Source organism: Streptococcus sp. HMSC063B03 (assembly GCF_001836965.1).
GTDB lineage: Bacteria > Bacillota > Bacilli > Lactobacillales > Streptococcaceae > Streptococcus > Streptococcus pneumoniae_F.
The window spans coordinates 33,458-52,662 of the sequence record NZ_KV831064.1; the positions used below are offsets into that span (position 1 = coordinate 33,458).

Genomic DNA, 19,205 nt, shown 5'->3' on the forward strand with positions numbered 1-19,205 from the left:
TATTTAGGAGGTTCAGTAATGAACAAGAAACAATGGCTAGGCCTTGGTCTAGTTGCAGTGGCAGCAGTTGGACTTGCTGCATGTGGTAACCGCTCTTCTCGTAACGCAGCTTCATCTTCTGATGTGAAGACAAAAGCAGCAATCGTCACTGATACTGGTGGTGTTGATGACAAATCATTCAACCAATCAGCTTGGGAAGGTTTGCAAGACTGGGGTAAAGAACATAATCTTTCAAAAGGTAATGGATTTACTTATTATCAATCTGACAGTGAAGCAGATTACGGAAACAATTTTAACACAGCTGCATCTAATAACTACAACTTGGTTTTTGGTATCGGTTTTAAACTTAAAGATGCAGTTAACGATGCTGCTAGAGAACATTCAGATAAAAACTACGTTTTGATTGACGATGTGCTTAAAGATCAAAAGAATGTTGTGAGTGCTACGTTTGCTGATAACGAAGCGGCTTACCTTGCTGGTGTAGCAGCTGCTAAAACAACTAAAACAAAACAAGTTGGTTTTATAGGTGGCTTGGAATCTGAAGTTATTTTACGTTTTGCAGCTGGATTTAAAGCTGGTGTTGAATCAGTAGACCCTTCTATCAAAGTACAAGTTGACTACGCTGGTTCATTTAGTGATGCTGCTAAAGGTAAAACAATTGCAGCAGCACAATACGCAGCTGGTACAGACGTTATTTACCAAGCAGCAGGTGGAACAGGTGCAGGTGTCTTTGCGGAAGCAAAATCACTCAACGAAAGCCGTTCTGAAAGTGAAAAAGTTTGGGTTATCGGTGTTGACCGTGACCAAGAAGCAGAAGGTAAATACACTTCTAAAGATGGTAAAGAATCAAACTTTGTTCTTGTATCTACTTTGAAACAAGTTGGTACAACTGTAAAAGATATTGCTAACAAGGCAGAAAAAGGTGAATTCCCTGGCGGTCAAGTAATCGTTTACTCATTGAAAGATAAAGGGGTTGACTTGGCAGTAACAAACCTTTCAGAAGAAGGTAAAAAAGCTGTCGAAGATGCAAAAGCTAAAATCCTTGATGGAAGCGTAAAAGTTCCTGAAAAATAATGGATGGAAGTCATTTCTTAGGAAGCGGCCCTCGGCCGCTTTTTTAAGAGTTGAGGCAAAGTCATTTTGTCTCAGTAAAGCTTGCTACTAGACAAACTAGCAAGTTTTATTGAAATAAAATAAGACTCTGAAAGGAAGAGCACATGGCACACGAAAATGTCATTGAGATGCGTGATATTACCAAGGTGTTTGGTGAATTTGTTGCCAACGACAAAATCAACCTGCACCTACGAAAAGGTGAAATTCATGCACTTTTAGGAGAAAATGGGGCTGGAAAGTCCACGCTCATGAACATGTTAGCAGGGCTTCTTGAACCAACCAGTGGTGAAATTGTGGTCAACGGTCAAGTTGTCAACCTCGACTCACCATCTAAAGCAGCTAGCTTGGGAATCGGGATGGTTCACCAGCACTTTATGTTGGTAGAAGCTTTCACAGTGGCTGAAAACATCATTTTAGGAAGTGAATTGACTAAAAATGGTGTGCTAGATATTGCTGGAGCTAGCAAAGAAATCAAGGCTCTTTCTGAACGTTATGGCTTAGCTGTGGATCCTTCTGCTAAAGTGGCAGACATCTCAGTTGGAGCCCAACAACGTGTAGAAATTTTAAAAACCCTTTATCGGGGAGCTGATATCCTTATCTTTGACGAACCAACGGCTGTTTTGACTCCATCAGAAATTGATGAGTTGATGGCTATTATGAAAAATCTTGTCAAAGAAGGAAAATCAATTATCTTGATCACTCACAAGTTGGACGAGATTCGCGCAGTTTCTGACCGCGTTACAGTTATCCGTCGTGGGAAATCAATTGAAACCGTCGAAATCGCAGGGGCTACCAATGCTGATTTGGCAGAAATGATGGTAGGACGTTCTGTTTCCTTTAAAACCGAGAAGCAAGCCTCTCAACCCAAAGAAGTGGTCTTGTCTATTAAAGATTTGGTGGTCAATGAAAACCGCGGTGTCCCAGCTGTGAAAAATCTGTCCTTGGATGTTCGTGCTGGAGAGATTGTTGGTATTGCGGGGATTGATGGGAATGGTCAGTCTGAACTCATTCAAGCCATTACAGGTCTTCGCAATGTTGAATCTGGTAGCATTGAGCTAAAAGGAGATTCAATTGTAGGCTTGCACCCACGTCAGATTACAGAGTTGAGTGTTGGGCACGTTCCAGAAGACCGTCACCGTGATGGCTTGATTTTGGAAATGATGATTTCTGAAAATATTGCCCTTCAAACCTACTACAAAGAACCACATAGTAAAAATGGAATTTTGAACTATTCAAATATTACTTCTTATGCTAAAAAGCTAATGGAAGAGTTTGATGTTCGTGCTGCAAATGAATTTGTTCCTGCAGCGGCACTCTCAGGAGGAAATCAACAAAAAGCAATTATTGCTCGTGAAATTGATCGTGATCCTGATCTCCTTATCGTCAGCCAGCCAACTCGTGGGTTGGATGTCGGTGCCATTGAATATATCCACAAACGTTTGATTGAAGAGCGTGATAACGGGAAGGCTGTTCTTGTTGTCAGCTTTGAATTGGATGAGATTTTAAACGTCTCAGACCGTATTGCCGTTATCCACGATGGTAAGATTCAAGGTATTGTATCACCAGAAACAACCAATAAACAAGAACTTGGTGTCTTGATGGCTGGTGGAAACTTGGGAAAGGAGAAGAGTGATGTCTAAAAAATTACAACAAATTTCGGTTCCCTTGATTTCTGTCTTCCTAGGAATTTTACTTGGAGCCATTGTCATGTGGATCTTCGGTTATGATGCTATTTGGGGCTACGAAGAATTGTTCTATACAGCCTTTGGTAGTCTGCGTGGGATTGGTGAAATCTTCCGTGCTATGGGACCTCTAATCTTGATTGGTCTTGGTTTTGCTGTTGCAAGTCGTGCTGGTTTCTTTAACGTCGGACTTCCTGGTCAGGCTTTGGCAGGCTGGATTCTCAGTGGTTGGTTTGCCTTATCTCATCCAGATATGCCGCGTCCCTTGATGATTTTAGCGACTATCGTGATTGCCTTGATTGCTGGTGGGATTGTCGGCGCGATTCCGGGTATTCTTAGAGCCTATCTTGGGACATCAGAGGTTATCGTAACCATCATGATGAACTACATTGTCTTGTATGTAGGAAATGCCTTTATCCATGCCTTTCCTAAAGACTTCATGCAAAGTACAGATTCTACGATTCGTGTTGGGGCTAATGCAACCTATCAGACACCTTGGTTGGCTGAGTTGACTGGTAATTCGCGGATGAATATTGGTATTTTCTTTGCCATCATTGCCGTTGCAGTTATTTGGTTTATGCTCAAGAAAACAACTCTTGGTTTTGAAATTCGTGCAGTTGGTCTTAATCCACATGCTTCAGAATATGCTGGTATTTCTTCAAAACGGACTATTATCCTATCAATGATTATTTCAGGTGCCTTGGCAGGTCTTGGTGGTGCTGTTGAAGGTCTGGGAACCTTCCAGAATGTTTATGTTCAGGGATCATCCTTAGCTGTCGGGTTTAACGGGATGGCAGTTAGTCTGCTTGCGGCCAACTCACCAATTGGTATTCTCTTTGCAGCCTTCCTATTTGGTGTTCTCCAAGTTGGAGCCCCTGGTATGAATGCGGCGCAGGTACCGTCTGAGCTTGTCAGCATTGTAACAGCGTCTATTATCTTCTTTGTCAGTGTTCATTACCTTATCGAACGCTTTGTCAAACCGAAAAAACAAGTTAAAGGAGGTAAGTAAAGATGTCTATTACAACCTTGCTCACCCTCTTGGTGTCTTCTATGCTGATTTACTCAGCGCCCCTCATCTTTACAAGTATCGGTGGTGTTTTCTCTGAACGTGGTGGTGTGGTAAACGTCGGCCTTGAAGGAATTATGGTTATGGGTGCCTTTTCTGGAGTCGTCTTTAACCTTGAATTTGCAGAACAATTTGGAGCAGCAACTCCATGGCTATCCTTGCTTGTAGCAGGATTGGTTGGAGGCCTCTTCTCTATCATCCACGCAGCAGCGACGGTTCATTTCCGTGCAGACCATGTTGTCAGCGGTACGGTATTGAACTTGATGGCGCCTGCCCTGGCTGTTTTCTTGGTGAAAGTTCTTTATAACAAAGGACAAACCGACAACCTAAGTCAGACTTTTGGACGCTTTGATTTCCCAGTCTTGGCAAATATCCCAGTTATCGGTGATATATTCTTCAAGTCAACAAGTCTGCTAGGTTATATCGCGATTGTCTTCTCATTCCTTGCTTGGTTTATTCTCTTTAAGACTCGCTTTGGTCTTCGTCTCCGCTCCGTCGGTGAACACCCTCAAGCAGCGGACACTTTGGGAATCAATGTCTACAAAATGAGATATTTAGGGGTTATCATTTCAGGTTTCCTAGGTGGAATTGGTGGAGCTATTTATGCTCAATCCATATCAGTTAACTTCTCAGTGACAACTATTGTTGGACCTGGATTTATCGCCCTTGCTGCGATGATTTTTGGGAAATGGAATCCAATCGGAGCCATGCTATCTAGTCTCTTCTTTGGACTTTCACAAAGTTTGGCTGTTATCGGCTCTCAATTGCCATTCCTACAAGGAGTGCCTGCGGTTTATCTTCAAATCGCACCTTATGTTTTGACAATTCTTGTCTTGGCAGCCTTCTTTGGAAAAGCAGTTGCACCAAAAGCAGATGGTATTAACTATATCAAATCAAAATAAGCATACAAAAAACGTCAGTTCAGAATGAACTGGCGTTTTATTTTTTAGGATGTTGGTTGGTTAGGTTCAATCCCCAAGGGACAAGATTTTCAGTTTTATTTTTGATACGAGCGATGTTGTCCTTATGACGAATGATAATCAAACTAGCAAGTGCTAGGATAATAGCGATGAATAGAGGATCATAGTTGCTCAGGATAAAACCAAAAAGTGGAAAGAGTAGAACTCCGATGACAGCCGCGACAGATGCTGTGACACTAGATAGTGAAATCATACTACCAAGATAGAGGGTTCCAAAGAAAACAACTGCAAGGTAGAGACAGAAGACAGGTGCAAATCCGAAAACCACTCCAGCACTGGTTGCGACAGCCTTGCCTCCCTTAAATCCTGCAAAGATAGGGAAGGTATGGCCAATAACAGCCAAAAGTCCAAAGATGAGAGGCGAAACGCCTTGCAGATGAAAAATAATTGGAAGAAGCGTTGCTAGGGTTCCTTTGAAAAAGTCAATCACAAAGGTTGCCATACCAGCTTTCTTGCCTAAAATGCGGAAGGTATTGGTCGTTCCAGTGTTACCAGAACCATGCTCGCGCAGATTGATTTGAAAGAATACTTGTCCAATCCAGAGACCAGACGGAATCGAACCCAGCAGATAAGCTAGGATTAATAAAACTATTGTAATCATACTCCTATTATATCATGAAATGGAGAAGAAAGGCAGAGAATCTCTTCTGAAATTGTCACACCGGAGAAAGAAAAATTTTGCAAAATCCTTGGAAAACCTGTAGAATAGTAAAGATGAACGAATAGGAGGTTCCTTGTGTCAAAAAAGGAAATCAATATTAACAATTATAATGATGATGCCATTCAGGTGCTAGAAGGGTTGGATGCGGTCCGAAAACGTCCAGGGATGTATATCGGATCGACCGATGGTGCTGGTCTCCACCACCTAGTCTGGGAAATCGTCGATAATGCTGTCGATGAGGCCTTGTCTGGATTTGGTGATCGTATTGATGTGACCATCAATAAAGACGGGAGTTTGACTGTGCAGGACCATGGTCGTGGGATGCCGACTGGAATGCACGCTATGGGAATCCCAACAGTTGAGGTTATTTTTACCATTCTTCATGCCGGAGGGAAATTCGGTCAGGGGGGCTACAAGACATCAGGTGGTCTCCACGGGGTGGGTTCTTCCGTTGTTAATGCCCTATCTAGTTGGCTGGAGGTTGAAATCACCCGTGATGGTGCAGTTTACAAGCAACGTTTTGAAAATGGTGGCAAACCTGTCACGACTTTGAAGAAAATCGGTACAGCGCCTAAGTCTAAGACAGGTACCAAGGTTACGTTTATGCCTGATGCGACGATCTTTTCTACGATAGACTTCAAGTACAATACCATTTCAGAACGCCTCAATGAGTCAGCCTTTCTCTTGAAAAATGTGACCTTGTCTTTAACGGACAAGCGAACAGATGAAGCGATTGAATTCCACTATGAGAACGGGGTGCAGGACTTTGTTTCTTACCTCAACGAAGACAAGGAAACCTTGACACCAGTTCTCTACTTTGAAGGTGAAGATAATGGTTTCCAAGTGGAAGTAGCTCTTCAGTATAATGACGGATTTTCAGATAATATTTTGTCCTTTGTCAATAACGTTCGTACCAAGGACGGCGGAACGCATGAGACAGGACTCAAGTCTGCTATCACTAAGGTCATGAATGACTATGCGCGTAAGACGGGGCTTCTCAAGGAAAAAGATAAAAACCTTGAAGGTTCAGACTATCGTGAGGGACTAGCGGCCGTTCTTTCTATCTTGGTTCCTGAAGAACACCTCCAGTTTGAAGGACAGACCAAGGACAAACTAGGAAGTCCACTAGCTCGCCCAGTTGTGGATGGCATTGTGGCGGATAAGTTGACCTTCTTCCTTATGGAAAATGGTGAATTGGCTTCTAACCTCATCCGCAAGGCTATCAAGGCCCGTGACGCTCGTGAAGCGGCACGTAAGGCGCGTGATGAGAGCCGAAATGGGAAGAAAAATAAAAAAGACAAGGGCTTGTTGTCTGGTAAATTAACCCCAGCCCAGTCTAAGAATCCAGCTAAGAATGAACTCTATCTAGTCGAGGGAGATTCTGCCGGAGGTTCTGCCAAACAAGGCCGTGACCGCAAGTTCCAGGCAATCTTGCCCCTTCGTGGTAAGGTTATCAATACAGCCAAGGCCAAGATGGCGGATATCCTCAAAAATGAGGAAATCAACACCATGATTTATACTATAGGTGCGGGTGTTGGGGCAGACTTCTCCATTGAAGATGCCAATTACGATAAAATCATTATCATGACCGATGCGGATACCGATGGTGCCCATATCCAGACCTTGCTCTTAACGTTTTTCTACCGTTACATGCGTCCCCTAGTTGAGGCAGGACATGTCTATATCGCCCTTCCGCCTCTTTACAAGATGTCCAAGGGGAAAGGCAAGAAAGAAGAAGTGGCCTACGCATGGACAGACGGAGAACTTGAAGAACTCCGCAAGCAGTTCGGTAAAGGCGCTACTCTTCAACGCTACAAAGGGCTTGGTGAGATGAATGCAGACCAACTCTGGGAGACAACCATGAATCCAGAAACTCGAACTCTCATTCGTGTCACGATTGAAGATCTAGCACGCGCAGAACGTCGCGTCAATGTCCTCATGGGAGACAAGGTCGAACCACGCCGTAAGTGGATTGAGGATAATGTCAAATTTACGCTGGAGGAGAGTGGGGAGATGGTGTTTTGAAAGAAGTACATATAAAAGGAGAGAGATGAATGAAAAATAAAGTTTATTATGGCGAATATTCCTTGGAGCATTGGATTAAGTTGATATTAAAGAAGAATATTGTATTACCCGATTATCAACGTTATTATGTTTGGAATCAAGAAAAAGTTAAAACTCTAATTGAGAGTTTTAATAAAAAAGAATTTGTCCCCCCAGTTACTGTTGGAGCTTTTACTGATGAAGAAGGGAGGAAAAATTTAATTCTAGATGGGCAACAGCGTTTAACGTCTATATTTCTTGCTTACTTAGATTTATTTCCGAATCGTAAGTGTGAAGATTGGGCACCTAAAGATTTCATTCCTCTAGCTAATACCAATGATGATTCTGAAATTGATGAAGGTAATGATTATAAAGGAATAGATTGGAATTTTAATAGACTTCTATCAATCGGAAGTTCAAAAGCAGGCATAAAAGAAAAGATAAAGACGGAGCAATATATTACTCTAAATGTAGATATTGGAGAAGATTTTTTTAAAGATAATTATTTAGGTTTTTCATTTATTGTACCTAGTTATGATGGAGAAGAACGTAAAAAAGAGCAAATAAAGTTTTATTCTTCTGTTTTCCGTCATATAAACATTCAGGGGGAAGTATTGTCGAATGTAGAAAGCAGACGATCTTTATATTACTTGAATGATGCTTTAGAACCATTTTTTGATCCTGATATTTTTAAAAATATTAAATTAAATGATAAGAAGTTAGATTTTGTACGCTATCTAGCAATTTTGGATAGTTACAAAAATCAAGATTATAATATTCCTCAAGTTGCTGCAGGATATGGAAATAAACTTGAACAGTTTTATACAGATTATGTTTATAAAATTGCTGAAGAATTCGAATTTGATTTTGATTTTGTTAATAAAATCAAAATTCTTTCTAAGAACTTAGAATATGATTTTTTCCCGAAAAATTTTCCGTCAATTATTGATGCAGATGTCTATATGTTTGGGTTAATTTATTTTTCTATTTTTCATGAGAAAAAACTCATTATTGCGAAAAATAGTAATCTAAAAGCTGAGATTGAAAATAAAATATCTGAATTAAAAGATTTGAAGATTAAAGCTGGACAAGAGTTTGAGGGCACTCTTTATTCTTATGATTATGAATATGGCTACTATCATCAGAAGAGCCCCAATGCTTTGAAGTATATTAGACTTAGATTAAAAGAATCCCTAGAGTTGTATAAGGAGTATTTTAGTGAGTAAACATACAGATTTTATTTTAACTCCTATAACTACTATTTTGGAAGAAGCAGTTGCTGCAACTTCTAGTATTGGTGATGGAATTGAAACCTACCCTTTGTGTGACTATATTTTACAAGCTACTTTTTTAAAAATGACTGGTTTTCAAGAGCAAAAGATGAGATGCATTGCTTGGGAATTGGGAACAAATGATTTTGAGTTCCGATATTGGTGGTTAGAAAAAGCTAACTTAGGAACTTATTCAGCATATGACCACAAAAATAATATTTATAAAGAATTTTATCAAGTACTTAAGAGAATAAATATAGATTTTAGTATAACCGATATTAATAAAAAAAGTTTATTAGATAATACTACTCACAAGATTAATGAAATATTTAAAGATTCAAACCTGATTTCTTGGGTTCGTGCTGATTTTTCTTATTTTGTATCAGATGATTGGACTGATATTGATCAATTTTTAAAAGATGGAAATAATATGTTTGTGTCAATACCAAACGAAAATAACAGACCTAAGAAGCCAGAGAGAAAAGAAAAAGATAGTGATCAAGCATATGAAGATAAACTTAGGGAATATAATTCGAAATATACTATTTATATTAAAAATAAAGAGCATAATTTAAGATGTAAGTATGAAATTATGTTTAATCAACGTAATCGATTGGCACATAATACTTTATCTTATCAGCAAAATTTACCAACATTAAATAAATTAGTTAATGAAACTCAAGAGTCTAGAAATTATTTTATTTGGTTTGGACTATTGACTTTAATTGATAATATTTTTATAGAATTATATCGACTATATCAAGACGGATTGGAAGATAAGCTTGATTATTAAAAGTTATAAGTAAGAAATGATTTTATCCATAGAGTAGAATTATCTTCTACAGTTTAAAAAAAATCACACCTGAAGAATACTTTATCTAGTGGAGTAAAATACGATTATTTGGATATGTTCTGAAATATTTTTGAGCAATCCTTGCAGTATATTGACAAACTTTCTCATGACACTTTTGATCAAGTAGTTGATAAGTATGCGGATATGAATATTGCCCATCCTTTCCGTGAAGGAAATGGTCGTGCCATCCGGATTTGGGTAGATTGTATGCTTCGTGAGAAGCTTGGCAAAGTGGTGGACTGGAATGCCATAGATAAGGATGAGTACCTCAATGCCATGAAGCGCAGTGATGTATCAACTGGAGAGTTCAAGTATCTCCTCCTTAATAATCTGACGGCGGATACCTAGTAACCTATAAAACGAGAAAGTACTGACATGAGAACTGAAACAGAAATGATGAATCTGATTTTACAAATAGCTGAAACTTTAAAAATCGAAGCTGTGGCTATATCTGGTTCAAGAACAGAGGATCGAGCTCTAAAAGATGAATTTCAAGACTATGATGTTGTTTATCTTGTTGAGAACTTTGAAGAACTAATTTCAGATTTATCTTGGTTGGACCAGTTCGGCAAACGTATCATCAAGCAAGAGGTTATTCTTGGACATCGTTGTCTTTACCTCATGCTCTTTGAGGATGGTAATCGCATTGATTTGACTCTCTGCCCACAAGAACACATGCAAGAATGGGTGGATAGTGAGGCAGGATTCACAGTCTTAGTAGACCAGAAAGGCTTGTTTGAGTCCTATTCTTCCAGTCCAGAGCGTTTTTGGATACATCCAGCTAGTGAGAAGGATTTTAAAAAAGCCTGCAATGAATTTTGGTGGGTGTCAGCCTATGCAGTCAAAGGAATTTGTCGTAAGCAAATCATCTATGCGACTGACCATATCTACGGTATTTGCCAACAAGAACTTTTGAAAATCTTAGCTTGGCAGATAGCAAGTGATAGAGGAGCTGTCGACATTGGTAAAAATTACAAGTATCTCTTTAACTACTTGCCGACTGAGAAGGAGAAGGAATTCTTAAATCTGCTTGATTTATCAAGTTTAGACAAAATCAATCAGTCTTTATTTGCTACCATGCAACTTTTTAACCAAGAAGCTCAAAAACTTGCCCAAAAGATGGGCTTTGACTATGATAAAGAAGTAGCTGAGAAGATGATTGAGTATGCTGAGGAGAGACTCGAAAAAAATGAAACATTTACAAAATAATAAGATAACAAAATTTTTACTGATTAGTTTTCTCATTTCTTGGGGATTTGGTTGGGGATTGCTCGCTTTTCTGACGCAAATGAGCCTCTTAAGTCTAACAAGTCCACTAGGAGTTTTTCTCCATTTACTAGGAGGTTTCGGTCCTACCATTGCAGCCATTTCTTGTTTGCCTCAAAAATCCATTAAAAGCATAGTCTCTTTTATCTTAGGGGACTCAAAGAAATATATTTTGTTATTTCTTTTACTAATTTTCGTGCAAACAGGTGTCATTGCTTTCTCATCTAAGGAGCTTAATCCGGCTTTTCCACTAGGAAATTTGTTAGTTGTTTTTTTGAGTGCAGTCTGTGTTTATGGTGGCGAAGAAGAATTGGGATGGCGAGGCATCTTGCAACCAACTTTAGAAACTAGATTCTCCTTTTGGATTTCCGGTTTGATAACAGGTTGTATTTGGGCAATATGGCATGTACCTTTATGGTTTGTGATTGGAAGTTCCCAAAGTGGGATGCCTTTTATATTATTCAGTCTATTTGCAATTTATCTCAGTATTCTTCTAGCAGCTGTTTTCAAAAAGACAAAGTCGGTCCTTTTTTGCGCCATTTTTCACGGTCTAATTAATACCCTACTTAGCTTATTTGTTATTAAAATTAATCTTTTATTCATTCTAGGATTAGTAGGATTGCTCTTCTTTTCTCACTACCTACAAAGAAACAGTTAAATTTATAAAATATAGATTTACTTTACAATAAAACACTAAAAAGAGAATTATTATGTCTAATATTCAAAACATGTCCTTGGAGGACATCATGGGAGAGCGTTTTGGTCGCTACTCCAAGTACATCATTCAAGACCGGGCTCTGCCAGACATTCGTGATGGGCTCAAGCCGGTTCAGCGTCGCATTCTTTATTCGATGAATAAGGATGGCAATACCTTTGACAAGAGCTACCGTAAGTCTGCTAAGTCTGTCGGGAACATCATGGGGAATTTTCACCCACACGGGGATTCTTCTATCTATGATGCCATGGTTCGTATGTCTCAGGACTGGAAAAATCGTGAGATTTTGGTCGAAATGCACGGTAACAACGGTTCTATGGATGGGGATCCGCCTGCGGCCATGCGTTATACTGAGGCGCGTTTGTCTGAGATTGCAGGCTACCTTCTTCAGGATATCGAGAAAAAGACCGTTCCTTTTGCTTGGAACTTTGACGATACCGAGAAAGAACCTACTGTCTTACCAGCAGCCTTTCCAAACCTCTTGGTGAATGGTTCGACTGGGATTTCGGCTGGTTATGCCACAGACATTCCTCCCCATAATTTGGCTGAGGTCATCGATGCGGCGGTTTACATGATTGACCACCCAACTGCAAAGGTTGATAAACTCATGGAATTCTTGCCTGGGCCTGACTTCCCTACAGGAGCCATCATCCAGGGACGTGACGAAATCAAGAAGGCCTATGAAACTGGGAAAGGGCGCGTGGTTGTTCGTTCTAAGACTGAGATTGAAAAGCTAAAAGGTGGTAAGGAACAAATCGTTATCACTGAGATTCCTTATGAAATTAACAAGGCTAATCTAGTCAAGAAAATCGATGAAGTCCGTGTCAATAATAAGGTGGCTGGTATTGCTGAGGTTCGCGATGAGTCTGACCGTGATGGTCTTCGTATCGCTATTGAACTTAAAAAAGACGCTAATACGGAGCTTGTTCTTAATTATCTTTTCAAATACACTGACCTGCAAATCAACTACAACTTTAATATGGTGGCGATTGACAATTTCACACCTCGTCAGGTTGGGATTGTTCCAATCTTATCTAGCTATATTGCCCACCGTCGTGAAGTGATTTTGGCGCGTTCACGCTTTGACAAGGAAAAGGCTGAAAAACGTCTCCATATCGTGGAAGGTTTGATTCGCGTGATTTCGATTTTGGATGAAGTTATTGCTCTTATCCGTGCTTCTGAGAACAAGGCTGATGCCAAAGAGAACCTCAAGGTCAGTTATGATTTTACTGAAGAGCAGGCTGAGGCTATTGTTACCTTGCAACTGTACCGTTTGACCAATACAGACGTAGTTGTCTTGCAGGAAGAAGAAGCAGAACTTCGTGAAAAGATTGCCATGCTTGCTGCTATCATTGGAGATGAACGGACCATGTACAATCTCATGAAGAAAGAGCTTCGTGAGGTTAAGAAGAAATTTGCCACTCCGCGTTTGAGTAGCTTAGAAGACACAGCAAAAGCAATCGAGATTGATACAGCTAGTCTGATCGCCGAGGAGGATACCTATGTCAGCGTGACCAAGGCAGGTTACATCAAGCGTACTAGTCCACGTTCCTTTGCGGCTTCAACGCTAGAGGAAATTGGCAAACGTGATGATGACCGTCTCATCTTTGTTCAATCTGCTAAGACAACCCAGCATCTTTTGATGTTCACAAGTCTTGGAAATGTCATCTACAGACCAATCCATGAATTAGCAGATATTCGCTGGAAGGATATCGGTGAGCATTTGAGCCAGACCATTACCAACTTTGAAACGAACGAAGAAATACTTTATGTTGAAGTAGTAGATCAGTTTGATGATGCGACAACCTACTTTGCTGCGACTCGTCTCGGTCAAATCAAACGGGTAGAACGAAAAGAGTTCACTCCATGGCGGACCTATAAATCTAAGTCTGTCAAGTATGCTAAGCTCAAAGACGAGACAGACCAGATTGTAGCAGTGGCTCCGATTAAACTGGATGATGTTCTCTTGATTAGCCAAAATGGTTATGCCCTTCGTTTCAATATCGAAGAGGTACCAGTTGTCGGTGCTAAGGCTGCAGGTGTCAAAGCTATGAACCTGAAAGCAGATGATGTCCTCCAATCCGCCTTTATCTGTAACACCTCATCCTTCTACCTCTTGACCCAACGTGGAAGTTTGAAACGTGTTTCTATTGTCGAAATTCCGGCAACCAGCCGTGCCAAACGTGGCTTACAAGTCTTGCGTGAGTTGAAAAACAAACCGCATCGTGTCTTCTTGGCAGGAGCGGTTGCAGAACAAGGCTTTATTGGTGATCTTTTTAGTACAGATGTGGAAGAGAACGACCAAACGCTGCTTGTTCAATCAAATAAAGGAACAATCTATGAAAGTCGATTGCAAGACTTGAACCTGTCAGAAAGGACTAGCAACGGAAGCTTCATTTCTGACACGATTTCAGATGAAGAAGTTTTTGACGCTTATCTTAAAGAAGTATTTCCAGAAGCCAAATAAGTAAAATGAAGAATCAGTCCTAAGAGCTGGTTCTTTTTATTGAAGAAATTTTCTGAAAATTACAAAATATACTTGCTATTTTAGAAAAAAAGTGTAGAATATAAGAAATAGGTTTTTAGAATAAGGAGTGGAATATGACAGTAACGATTGATTGGGAAAATCTCGGTTTTTCCTATATGAAATTACCTTATCGCTATATTGCTCATTTTAAAAATGGACAATGGAATCAAGGAGAGCTTACAGAAGATGCAACCTTGCATATTTCAGAGTCTTCTCCAAGTCTTCACTATGGACAACAAGCATTTGAGGGTTTGAAAGCTTATCGTACTAAGGATGGCAGTGTTCAACTGTTCCGTCCTGATGAAAATGCTAAACGTCTGCAACGTACTTGTGATCGTCTCTTGATGCCACAAGTTCCGACAGAAATGTTTGTAGAAGCTTGTAAGGCAGTTGTCCGCGCCAATGAAGAATACGTACCTCCATATGGAACAGGTGGAACCTTATATCTTCGTCCTCTTTTGATTGGTGTCGGAGATATTATTGGGGTTAAACCAGCAGAAGAGTATATTTTTACCATCTTTGCCATGCCAGTTGGTAATTACTTTAAAGGCGGTTTGGTCCCAACCAATTTCTTGATTCAGGATGAATACGATCGTGCGGCTCCAAATGGTACAGGTGCGGCTAAGGTTGGTGGAAACTATGCTGCCAGTCTCTTGCCAGGAAAATTGGCCAAGTCACGTCATTTCTCAGATGTTATTTACCTAGACCCATCGACACATACAAAGATTGAAGAAGTCGGTTCAGCTAACTTCTTTGGAATTACAGCTGATAATGAATTTGTAACACCATTGAGTCCATCTATCTTACCATCTATTACCAAGTACTCTTTGCTTTATTTGGCAGAACATCGCTTGGGTTTGATTCCGGTTGAAGGAGATGTACCAATTGATAATCTCAATCGTTTTATAGAAGCAGGTGCCTGTGGTACAGCAGCAGTTATTTCTCCAATTGGTGGAATTCAGCACGGTGATGATTTCCATGTTTTCTATAGTGAAACAGAAGTAGGTCCTGTGACTCGCAAACTCTATGATGAGTTGACAGGAATTCAGTTTGGCGATATTGAAGCGCCAGAAGGTTGGATTGTAAAAGTAGATTAAAATTAACTAAAGGAGATTTTTTATGAAATCTAAAAAGTGGCTCTTAACAGCAGGAGTGGTCCTGAGCACAACAGCTCTATTAGCGGCTTGTGGAAAAGCTGATAAAGAAGCAGATGCACCGACAACATTTTCATATGTCTATGCAGTAGATCCAGCATCTTTGGACTATAGTATAGCGACTCGTACATCGACAACAGATGTCATCGGGAACGTGGTTGATGGCTTGATGGAAAACGACCAATACGGAAATGTTATTCCTTCCTTGGCTGAAGATTGGTCTGTCTCAAAAGATGGTTTGACTTATACCTATAAACTTCGTAAAGGAGTTAAATGGTACACTTCTGAAGGTGAAGAATATGCAGAAGTAACAGCCCATGACTTTGTAACAGGACTAAAACACGTAGCTGACGGTAAGTCAGACGGTGTCTCTCTCATCCAAAATTCAATCAAGGGCTTGGATGCCTACATGACTGGTGAGACCAATGATTTCTCTACAGTTGGTGTCAAGGCCTTGGACGATTACACAGTTGAATATACCCTAAACAAACCAGAAAGTTTCTGGAACTCTAAAGTCACCACAGCAACGATGTTGCCTGTAAATGAAGAGTTTTTGAAGGCATCAGGTAAAGATTATGGAGCAGTTACTCCAGCAGGAATTCTCTACAATGGACCTTATATCTTGAAGACCTTGACTTCTAAATCGTTGATCGAATATGAGAAAAATCCAAATTACTGGGATAAAGAAAAGGTAAAAATCGAGAAGATTAAATTGACTTACTACGATGGTTCTGATCAGGAATCGTTGATTCGTAGCTTCTCTTCAGGTGCCTATACGACAGCCCGTCTCTTCCCAAGTAGCTCAAACTTTGCTTCTACTTTGGAACAATACGGAGATAAAATCACTTATAGCCCACAGGATTCAAGTAGTTATTACTTCACCTTTAACGTAAATCGTCAGTCATATAATAAAACTGCGAAAACAAGTGAAGAGCAAAAGACTTCTACAAAAGAAGCTATGCTTAATAAGGACTTCCGTCAGGCTATCAACTTTGCCTTCAACCGCCATTCTTATGCTGCCCAGCTAAATGGTGAAGACGGTGCGGACAAGATTATTCGTAACAGTCTCGTTCCAGATAACTTTGTACAAGCAGGTGGTAAAAACTTTGGTCAAATCGCTCAAGCAGAGTTGGTGAACTATGGTGACCAGTGGAAAGGTGTTGAGCTAGTTGACGGTAAGGATTCTATCTACAACCCTGACAAGGCTAAAGCTGCATTCGAAAAAGCTAAGAAAAACTTGGAATCTAAAGGGGTAACATTCCCAATTCACTTGGATGTCCCAGTTGAACAAACAGATACCATCGCTGTTCAACAAAGCAACTCTTTCAAACAGTCTATCGAATCAACTCTTGGTGCTGAAAATGTTGTCATCGACGTTCTTCAAATGACAGATAATGAAAAGGAAACAATCACTTCTCAAGCGCGTGTTCCTTCTCAAAAAGATTATGATTTGAACAGTACAGGATGGGCTCCAAGCTATCAAGACCCAGCATCTTACTTGAATATCATGGATCCTAAATCAGGTTCTGCTATGAAACACCTTGGTATTACTAAAGGGAAAGATAAGGATGTTGTAGCGAAACTTGGTTTGGACCAGTATAAGAAATTATTGGATGATGCCGATTCAGAAACTACGAATCTTGAAGAACGCTATGAAAAATATGCCAAGGCTCAAGCTTGGTTGACAGATAGTTCATTATTGATGCCTACAGCCTCATCTGGTGGTTCTCCAGTTGTAAGTAATGTCGTGCCATTCTCAAAACCATACTCACAAGTTGGTATTAAAGGTGACCCATATATCTTTAAAGGAATGAAATTGCAAAAAGATATTGTTACAACAAAAGAATATGAAGAAGCACTGAAAAAATGGCAAAAAGAAAAATTGGAATCAAATGGTAAGTACCAAAAAGAACTAGAAAAGCATATTAAATAAAGCGGAAAACTCTATATCAGACAAGCCTGATGTAGAGTTTTTTCTTGCTAGTTTTTGGATTTTCTTGTAAAATAGAAAAAGTGAAGAGAGGTATGAAATGAGTAAGAAAGATAAAAAAATTGAAATTCAAGTAGCAGATGCCAAGGTTAATGTAGGAAAAGACAGTTTTGAAGGTTATACGTTGACCATTGGTAAAAAAGTTATCGGAGAAATTGCCGAATTAGATGGACAATTTGCCATCATAAAGAATGGGAATGTCGATAGTTTTTATAAAAAATTGGAAAAAGCTGTGGAAATTTTGATTGAAAATTATAATTTAGCAAAATAAGTCTTGTTTTTTTGAAATTTTCATGATATAATAGTCCATGTTAATTGTAGGAGAGATAGCGAAGAGGCTAAACGCGGCGGACTGTAAATCCGCTCCTTCGGGTTCGGGGGTTCGAATCCCTCCCTCTCCATTTCATCAATGGGGTATAGCCAAGCGGTAAGGCAAGGGACTTTGACTCCCTCATGCGTTGGTTCGAATCCAGCTACCCCAGTTCTTAGGTAATGATCAAGATAAAAAGCAAAATATCTTAGGGTATTTTATTTTTATAATTGAAAGACGTGAACGATATGAACATGTCCTTGCGGGTGCTTAGGAAAAAAATTATAAGTATGTCAAGTTTAAGAAAAACTTGATTGTTGGAGGATTTTTTAGATGAACGAATTTGAAGATTTGCTAAATAGCGTTAGCCAAGTTGAGACTGGTGATGTTGTTAGTGCTGAAGTATTGACAGTTGATGCGACTCAAGCTAACGTTGCAATCTCTGGAACTGGTGTTGAAGGTGTCTTGACTCTTCGCGAATTGACAAACGATCGCGATGCAGATATCAATGACTTTGTTAAAGTAGGAGAAGTATTGGATGTTCTTGTACTTCGTCAAGTAGTTGGTAAAGATACTGATACAGTTACATACCTTGTATCTAAAAAACGCCTTGAAGCTCGCAAAGCATGGGACAAACTTGTTGGTCGCGAAGAAGAAGTTATTACTGTTAAAGGAACTCGTGCCGTTAAAGGTGGACTTTCAGTAGAATTTGAAGGTGTTCGTGGATTTATCCCAGCTTCAATGTTGGATACTCGTTTCGTACGTAACACTGAGCGTTTTGTAGGTCAAGAATTTGATGCTAAGATCAAAGAAGTTGACGCTAAAGAAAACCGCTTCATCCTTTCACGTCGTGAAGTTGTTGAAGCAGCTACTGCAGCAGCTCGCGCTGAAGTATTCGGTAAATTGGCTGTTGGTGATGTTGTAACTGGTAAAGTTGCACGTATCACAAGCTTCGGTGCTTTCATCGACCTTGGTGGTGTTGACGGATTGGTTCACTTGACTGAATTGTCACACGAACGTAACGTATCACCAAAATCAGTTGTAACAGTTGGTGAAGAAATTGAAGTGAAAATCCTTGATCTTAACGAAGAAGAAGGACGTGTATCACTTTCACTTAAAGCAACAACACCTGGACCATGGGATGGCGTTGAGCAAAAATTGGCTAAAGGTGATGTAGTAGAAGGAACAGTTAAACGTTTGACTGACTTCGGTGCATTTGTTGAAGTATTGCCAGGTATCGATGGACTTGTTCACGTATCACAAATTTCACACAAACGTATTGAAAATCCAAAAGAAGCTCTTAAAGTTGGTCAAGAAGTTAAAGTTAAAGTTCTTGAAGTTAACGCAGATGCAGAGCGCGTATCACTTTCTATCAAAGCTCTTGAAGAGCGTCCAGCTCAAGAAGAAGGACAAAAAGAAGAAAAACGTGCTGCTCGTCCACGTCGTCCAAAACGTCAAGAAAAACGTGATTTCGAACTTCCAGAAACACAAACAGGATTCTCAATGGCTGACTTGTTCGGTGATATCGAACTTTAATCAAATTGAAAATTCATAAAATCCTTTGTTTACTAAAC

The 19,205-nt window shown here is 39.8% G+C and carries 15 protein-coding genes, 2 tRNA genes and 1 pseudogene; 17 read left to right on the plus strand and 1 reads right to left on the minus strand.

All coding sequences use genetic code 11. The features are described from left to right. Positions 1-18: 18 nt before the first annotated feature. The 4 genes from HMPREF2628_RS08735 to HMPREF2628_RS08750 all read left to right on the plus strand — a co-directional run bounded on the left by HMPREF2628_RS08735 (position 19) and on the right by HMPREF2628_RS08750 (position 4,763). A complete protein-coding gene (locus tag HMPREF2628_RS08735) occupies positions 19-1,074 on the plus strand; it encodes a BMP family lipoprotein (RefSeq protein ID WP_070842919.1) in 1,056 nt (351 codons plus the stop codon). A gap of 143 nt (positions 1,075-1,217) precedes the next feature. Then, a complete protein-coding gene (locus tag HMPREF2628_RS08740) occupies positions 1,218-2,753 on the plus strand; it encodes an ABC transporter ATP-binding protein (RefSeq protein ID WP_070842920.1) in 1,536 nt (511 codons plus the stop codon). After that, the gene (locus tag HMPREF2628_RS08745; protein WP_070842921.1) at positions 2,746-3,804 is read left to right on the plus strand and encodes an ABC transporter permease; all 1,059 of its coding nucleotides are present in this window, start codon (positions 2,746-2,748) and stop codon (positions 3,802-3,804) included. The genes HMPREF2628_RS08740 and HMPREF2628_RS08745 overlap by 8 nt, the downstream gene beginning before the upstream one ends. A 2-nt stretch (positions 3,805-3,806) precedes the next feature. Next, positions 3,807-4,763, plus strand: coding sequence for an ABC transporter permease (locus HMPREF2628_RS08750; protein WP_070842922.1), 957 nt, complete (start codon positions 3,807-3,809; stop codon positions 4,761-4,763). A gap of 37 nt (positions 4,764-4,800) precedes the next feature. On the opposite strand, the gene plsY is transcribed toward HMPREF2628_RS08750, so the two are convergent. After that, entirely contained in the window at positions 4,801-5,442 is a 642-nt protein-coding gene (gene plsY / locus HMPREF2628_RS08755) for a glycerol-3-phosphate 1-O-acyltransferase PlsY (RefSeq protein ID WP_070842923.1), read from the minus strand. 135 nt (positions 5,443-5,577) lie between these two features. On the opposite strand from plsY, the gene parE reads away from it, so the two are divergent. The 13 genes and pseudogenes from parE (at position 5,578) to rpsA (ending at position 19,167) form a co-directional block, all read left to right on the plus strand. Continuing rightward, a complete protein-coding gene (gene parE, locus HMPREF2628_RS08760; RefSeq protein WP_070842924.1) occupies positions 5,578-7,527 on the plus strand; it encodes a DNA topoisomerase IV subunit B in 1,950 nt (649 codons plus the stop codon). Positions 7,528-7,556: 29 nt separating this feature from the next. Continuing rightward, positions 7,557-8,771 carry a DUF262 domain-containing protein gene (locus tag HMPREF2628_RS10960; protein ID WP_070842925.1) on the plus strand — a complete coding sequence of 405 codons (1,215 nt, stop codon included), beginning with the start codon at positions 7,557-7,559 and terminating at the stop codon, positions 8,769-8,771. Beyond that, positions 8,764-9,609 carry a hypothetical protein gene (locus HMPREF2628_RS08770; protein ID WP_070842926.1) on the plus strand — a complete coding sequence of 282 codons (846 nt, stop codon included), beginning with the start codon at positions 8,764-8,766 and terminating at the stop codon, positions 9,607-9,609. The genes HMPREF2628_RS10960 and HMPREF2628_RS08770 overlap by 8 nt, the downstream gene beginning before the upstream one ends. Before the next feature lie 135 nt (positions 9,610-9,744). Continuing rightward, positions 9,745-10,011 (plus strand): annotated as a pseudogene (locus tag HMPREF2628_RS08775) (cell filamentation protein Fic); the annotation flags it as partial. Positions 10,012-10,044: 33 nt separating this feature from the next. Then, positions 10,045-10,878, plus strand: a complete 834-nt coding sequence (locus HMPREF2628_RS08780; RefSeq protein WP_070842927.1) for an aminoglycoside 6-adenylyltransferase — start codon at positions 10,045-10,047, stop codon at positions 10,876-10,878. Beyond that, positions 10,859-11,593, plus strand: coding sequence for a CPBP family intramembrane glutamic endopeptidase (locus tag HMPREF2628_RS08785; RefSeq protein ID WP_049486802.1), 735 nt, complete (start codon positions 10,859-10,861; stop codon positions 11,591-11,593). Before HMPREF2628_RS08780 ends, HMPREF2628_RS08785 begins: the two co-directional genes overlap by 20 nt. Positions 11,594-11,645: 52 nt before the next feature. Continuing rightward, the gene (parC, locus tag HMPREF2628_RS08790; protein ID WP_083320555.1) at positions 11,646-14,117 is read left to right on the plus strand and encodes a DNA topoisomerase IV subunit A; all 2,472 of its coding nucleotides are present in this window, start codon (positions 11,646-11,648) and stop codon (positions 14,115-14,117) included. A 134-nt stretch (positions 14,118-14,251) separates the two neighbouring features. Then, entirely contained in the window at positions 14,252-15,274 is a 1,023-nt protein-coding gene (locus tag HMPREF2628_RS08795) for a branched-chain amino acid aminotransferase (protein ID WP_070842928.1), read from the plus strand. 22 nt (positions 15,275-15,296) lie between these two features. After that, on the plus strand, positions 15,297-17,264 hold the full coding sequence (locus HMPREF2628_RS08800; protein WP_070842929.1) for a peptide ABC transporter substrate-binding protein: 1,968 nt from the start codon (positions 15,297-15,299) through the stop codon (positions 17,262-17,264). Between the two features lie 97 nt (positions 17,265-17,361). Beyond that, positions 17,362-17,592 carry a DUF2969 domain-containing protein gene (locus HMPREF2628_RS08805; protein ID WP_000037113.1) on the plus strand — a complete coding sequence of 77 codons (231 nt, stop codon included), beginning with the start codon at positions 17,362-17,364 and terminating at the stop codon, positions 17,590-17,592. A 49-nt stretch (positions 17,593-17,641) separates the two neighbouring features. Beyond that, positions 17,642-17,722, plus strand: a tRNA-Tyr gene (locus tag HMPREF2628_RS08810). A gap of 9 nt (positions 17,723-17,731) precedes the next feature. Then, positions 17,732-17,803: transfer RNA gene (locus tag HMPREF2628_RS08815), tRNA-Gln, on the plus strand. Positions 17,804-17,964: 161 nt separating this feature from the next. Then, positions 17,965-19,167, plus strand: coding sequence for a 30S ribosomal protein S1 (gene rpsA / locus HMPREF2628_RS08820; protein ID WP_070842930.1), 1,203 nt, complete (start codon positions 17,965-17,967; stop codon positions 19,165-19,167). Positions 19,168-19,205: the final 38 nt, after the last annotated feature.

Excerpts from the sequence above, each read along its gene's own strand:
- plsY (WP_070842923.1), bottom strand. The coding sequence starts at position 5,442 with ATGATTACAATAGTTTTATTAATCCTAGCTTATCTGCTGGGTTCGATT.
- HMPREF2628_RS08740 (WP_070842920.1), top strand. The coding sequence starts at position 1,218 with ATGGCACACGAAAATGTCATTGAGATGCGTGATATTACCAAGGTGTTT.
- HMPREF2628_RS08780 (WP_070842927.1), top strand. The coding sequence starts at position 10,045 with ATGAGAACTGAAACAGAAATGATGAATCTGATTTTACAAATAGCTGAA.
- HMPREF2628_RS08750 (WP_070842922.1), top strand. The coding sequence starts at position 3,807 with ATGTCTATTACAACCTTGCTCACCCTCTTGGTGTCTTCTATGCTGATT.
- HMPREF2628_RS08795 (WP_070842928.1), top strand. The coding sequence starts at position 14,252 with ATGACAGTAACGATTGATTGGGAAAATCTCGGTTTTTCCTATATGAAA.
- HMPREF2628_RS10960 (WP_070842925.1), top strand. The coding sequence starts at position 7,557 with ATGAAAAATAAAGTTTATTATGGCGAATATTCCTTGGAGCATTGGATT.
- parC (WP_083320555.1), top strand. The coding sequence starts at position 11,646 with ATGTCTAATATTCAAAACATGTCCTTGGAGGACATCATGGGAGAGCGT.
- HMPREF2628_RS08800 (WP_070842929.1), top strand. The coding sequence starts at position 15,297 with ATGAAATCTAAAAAGTGGCTCTTAACAGCAGGAGTGGTCCTGAGCACA.
- HMPREF2628_RS08805 (WP_000037113.1), top strand. The coding sequence starts at position 17,362 with ATGAGTAAGAAAGATAAAAAAATTGAAATTCAAGTAGCAGATGCCAAG.
- HMPREF2628_RS08735 (WP_070842919.1), top strand. The coding sequence starts at position 19 with ATGAACAAGAAACAATGGCTAGGCCTTGGTCTAGTTGCAGTGGCAGCA.
- HMPREF2628_RS08785 (WP_049486802.1), top strand. The coding sequence starts at position 10,859 with ATGAAACATTTACAAAATAATAAGATAACAAAATTTTTACTGATTAGT.
- HMPREF2628_RS08745 (WP_070842921.1), top strand. The coding sequence starts at position 2,746 with ATGTCTAAAAAATTACAACAAATTTCGGTTCCCTTGATTTCTGTCTTC.
- rpsA (WP_070842930.1), top strand. The coding sequence starts at position 17,965 with ATGAACGAATTTGAAGATTTGCTAAATAGCGTTAGCCAAGTTGAGACT.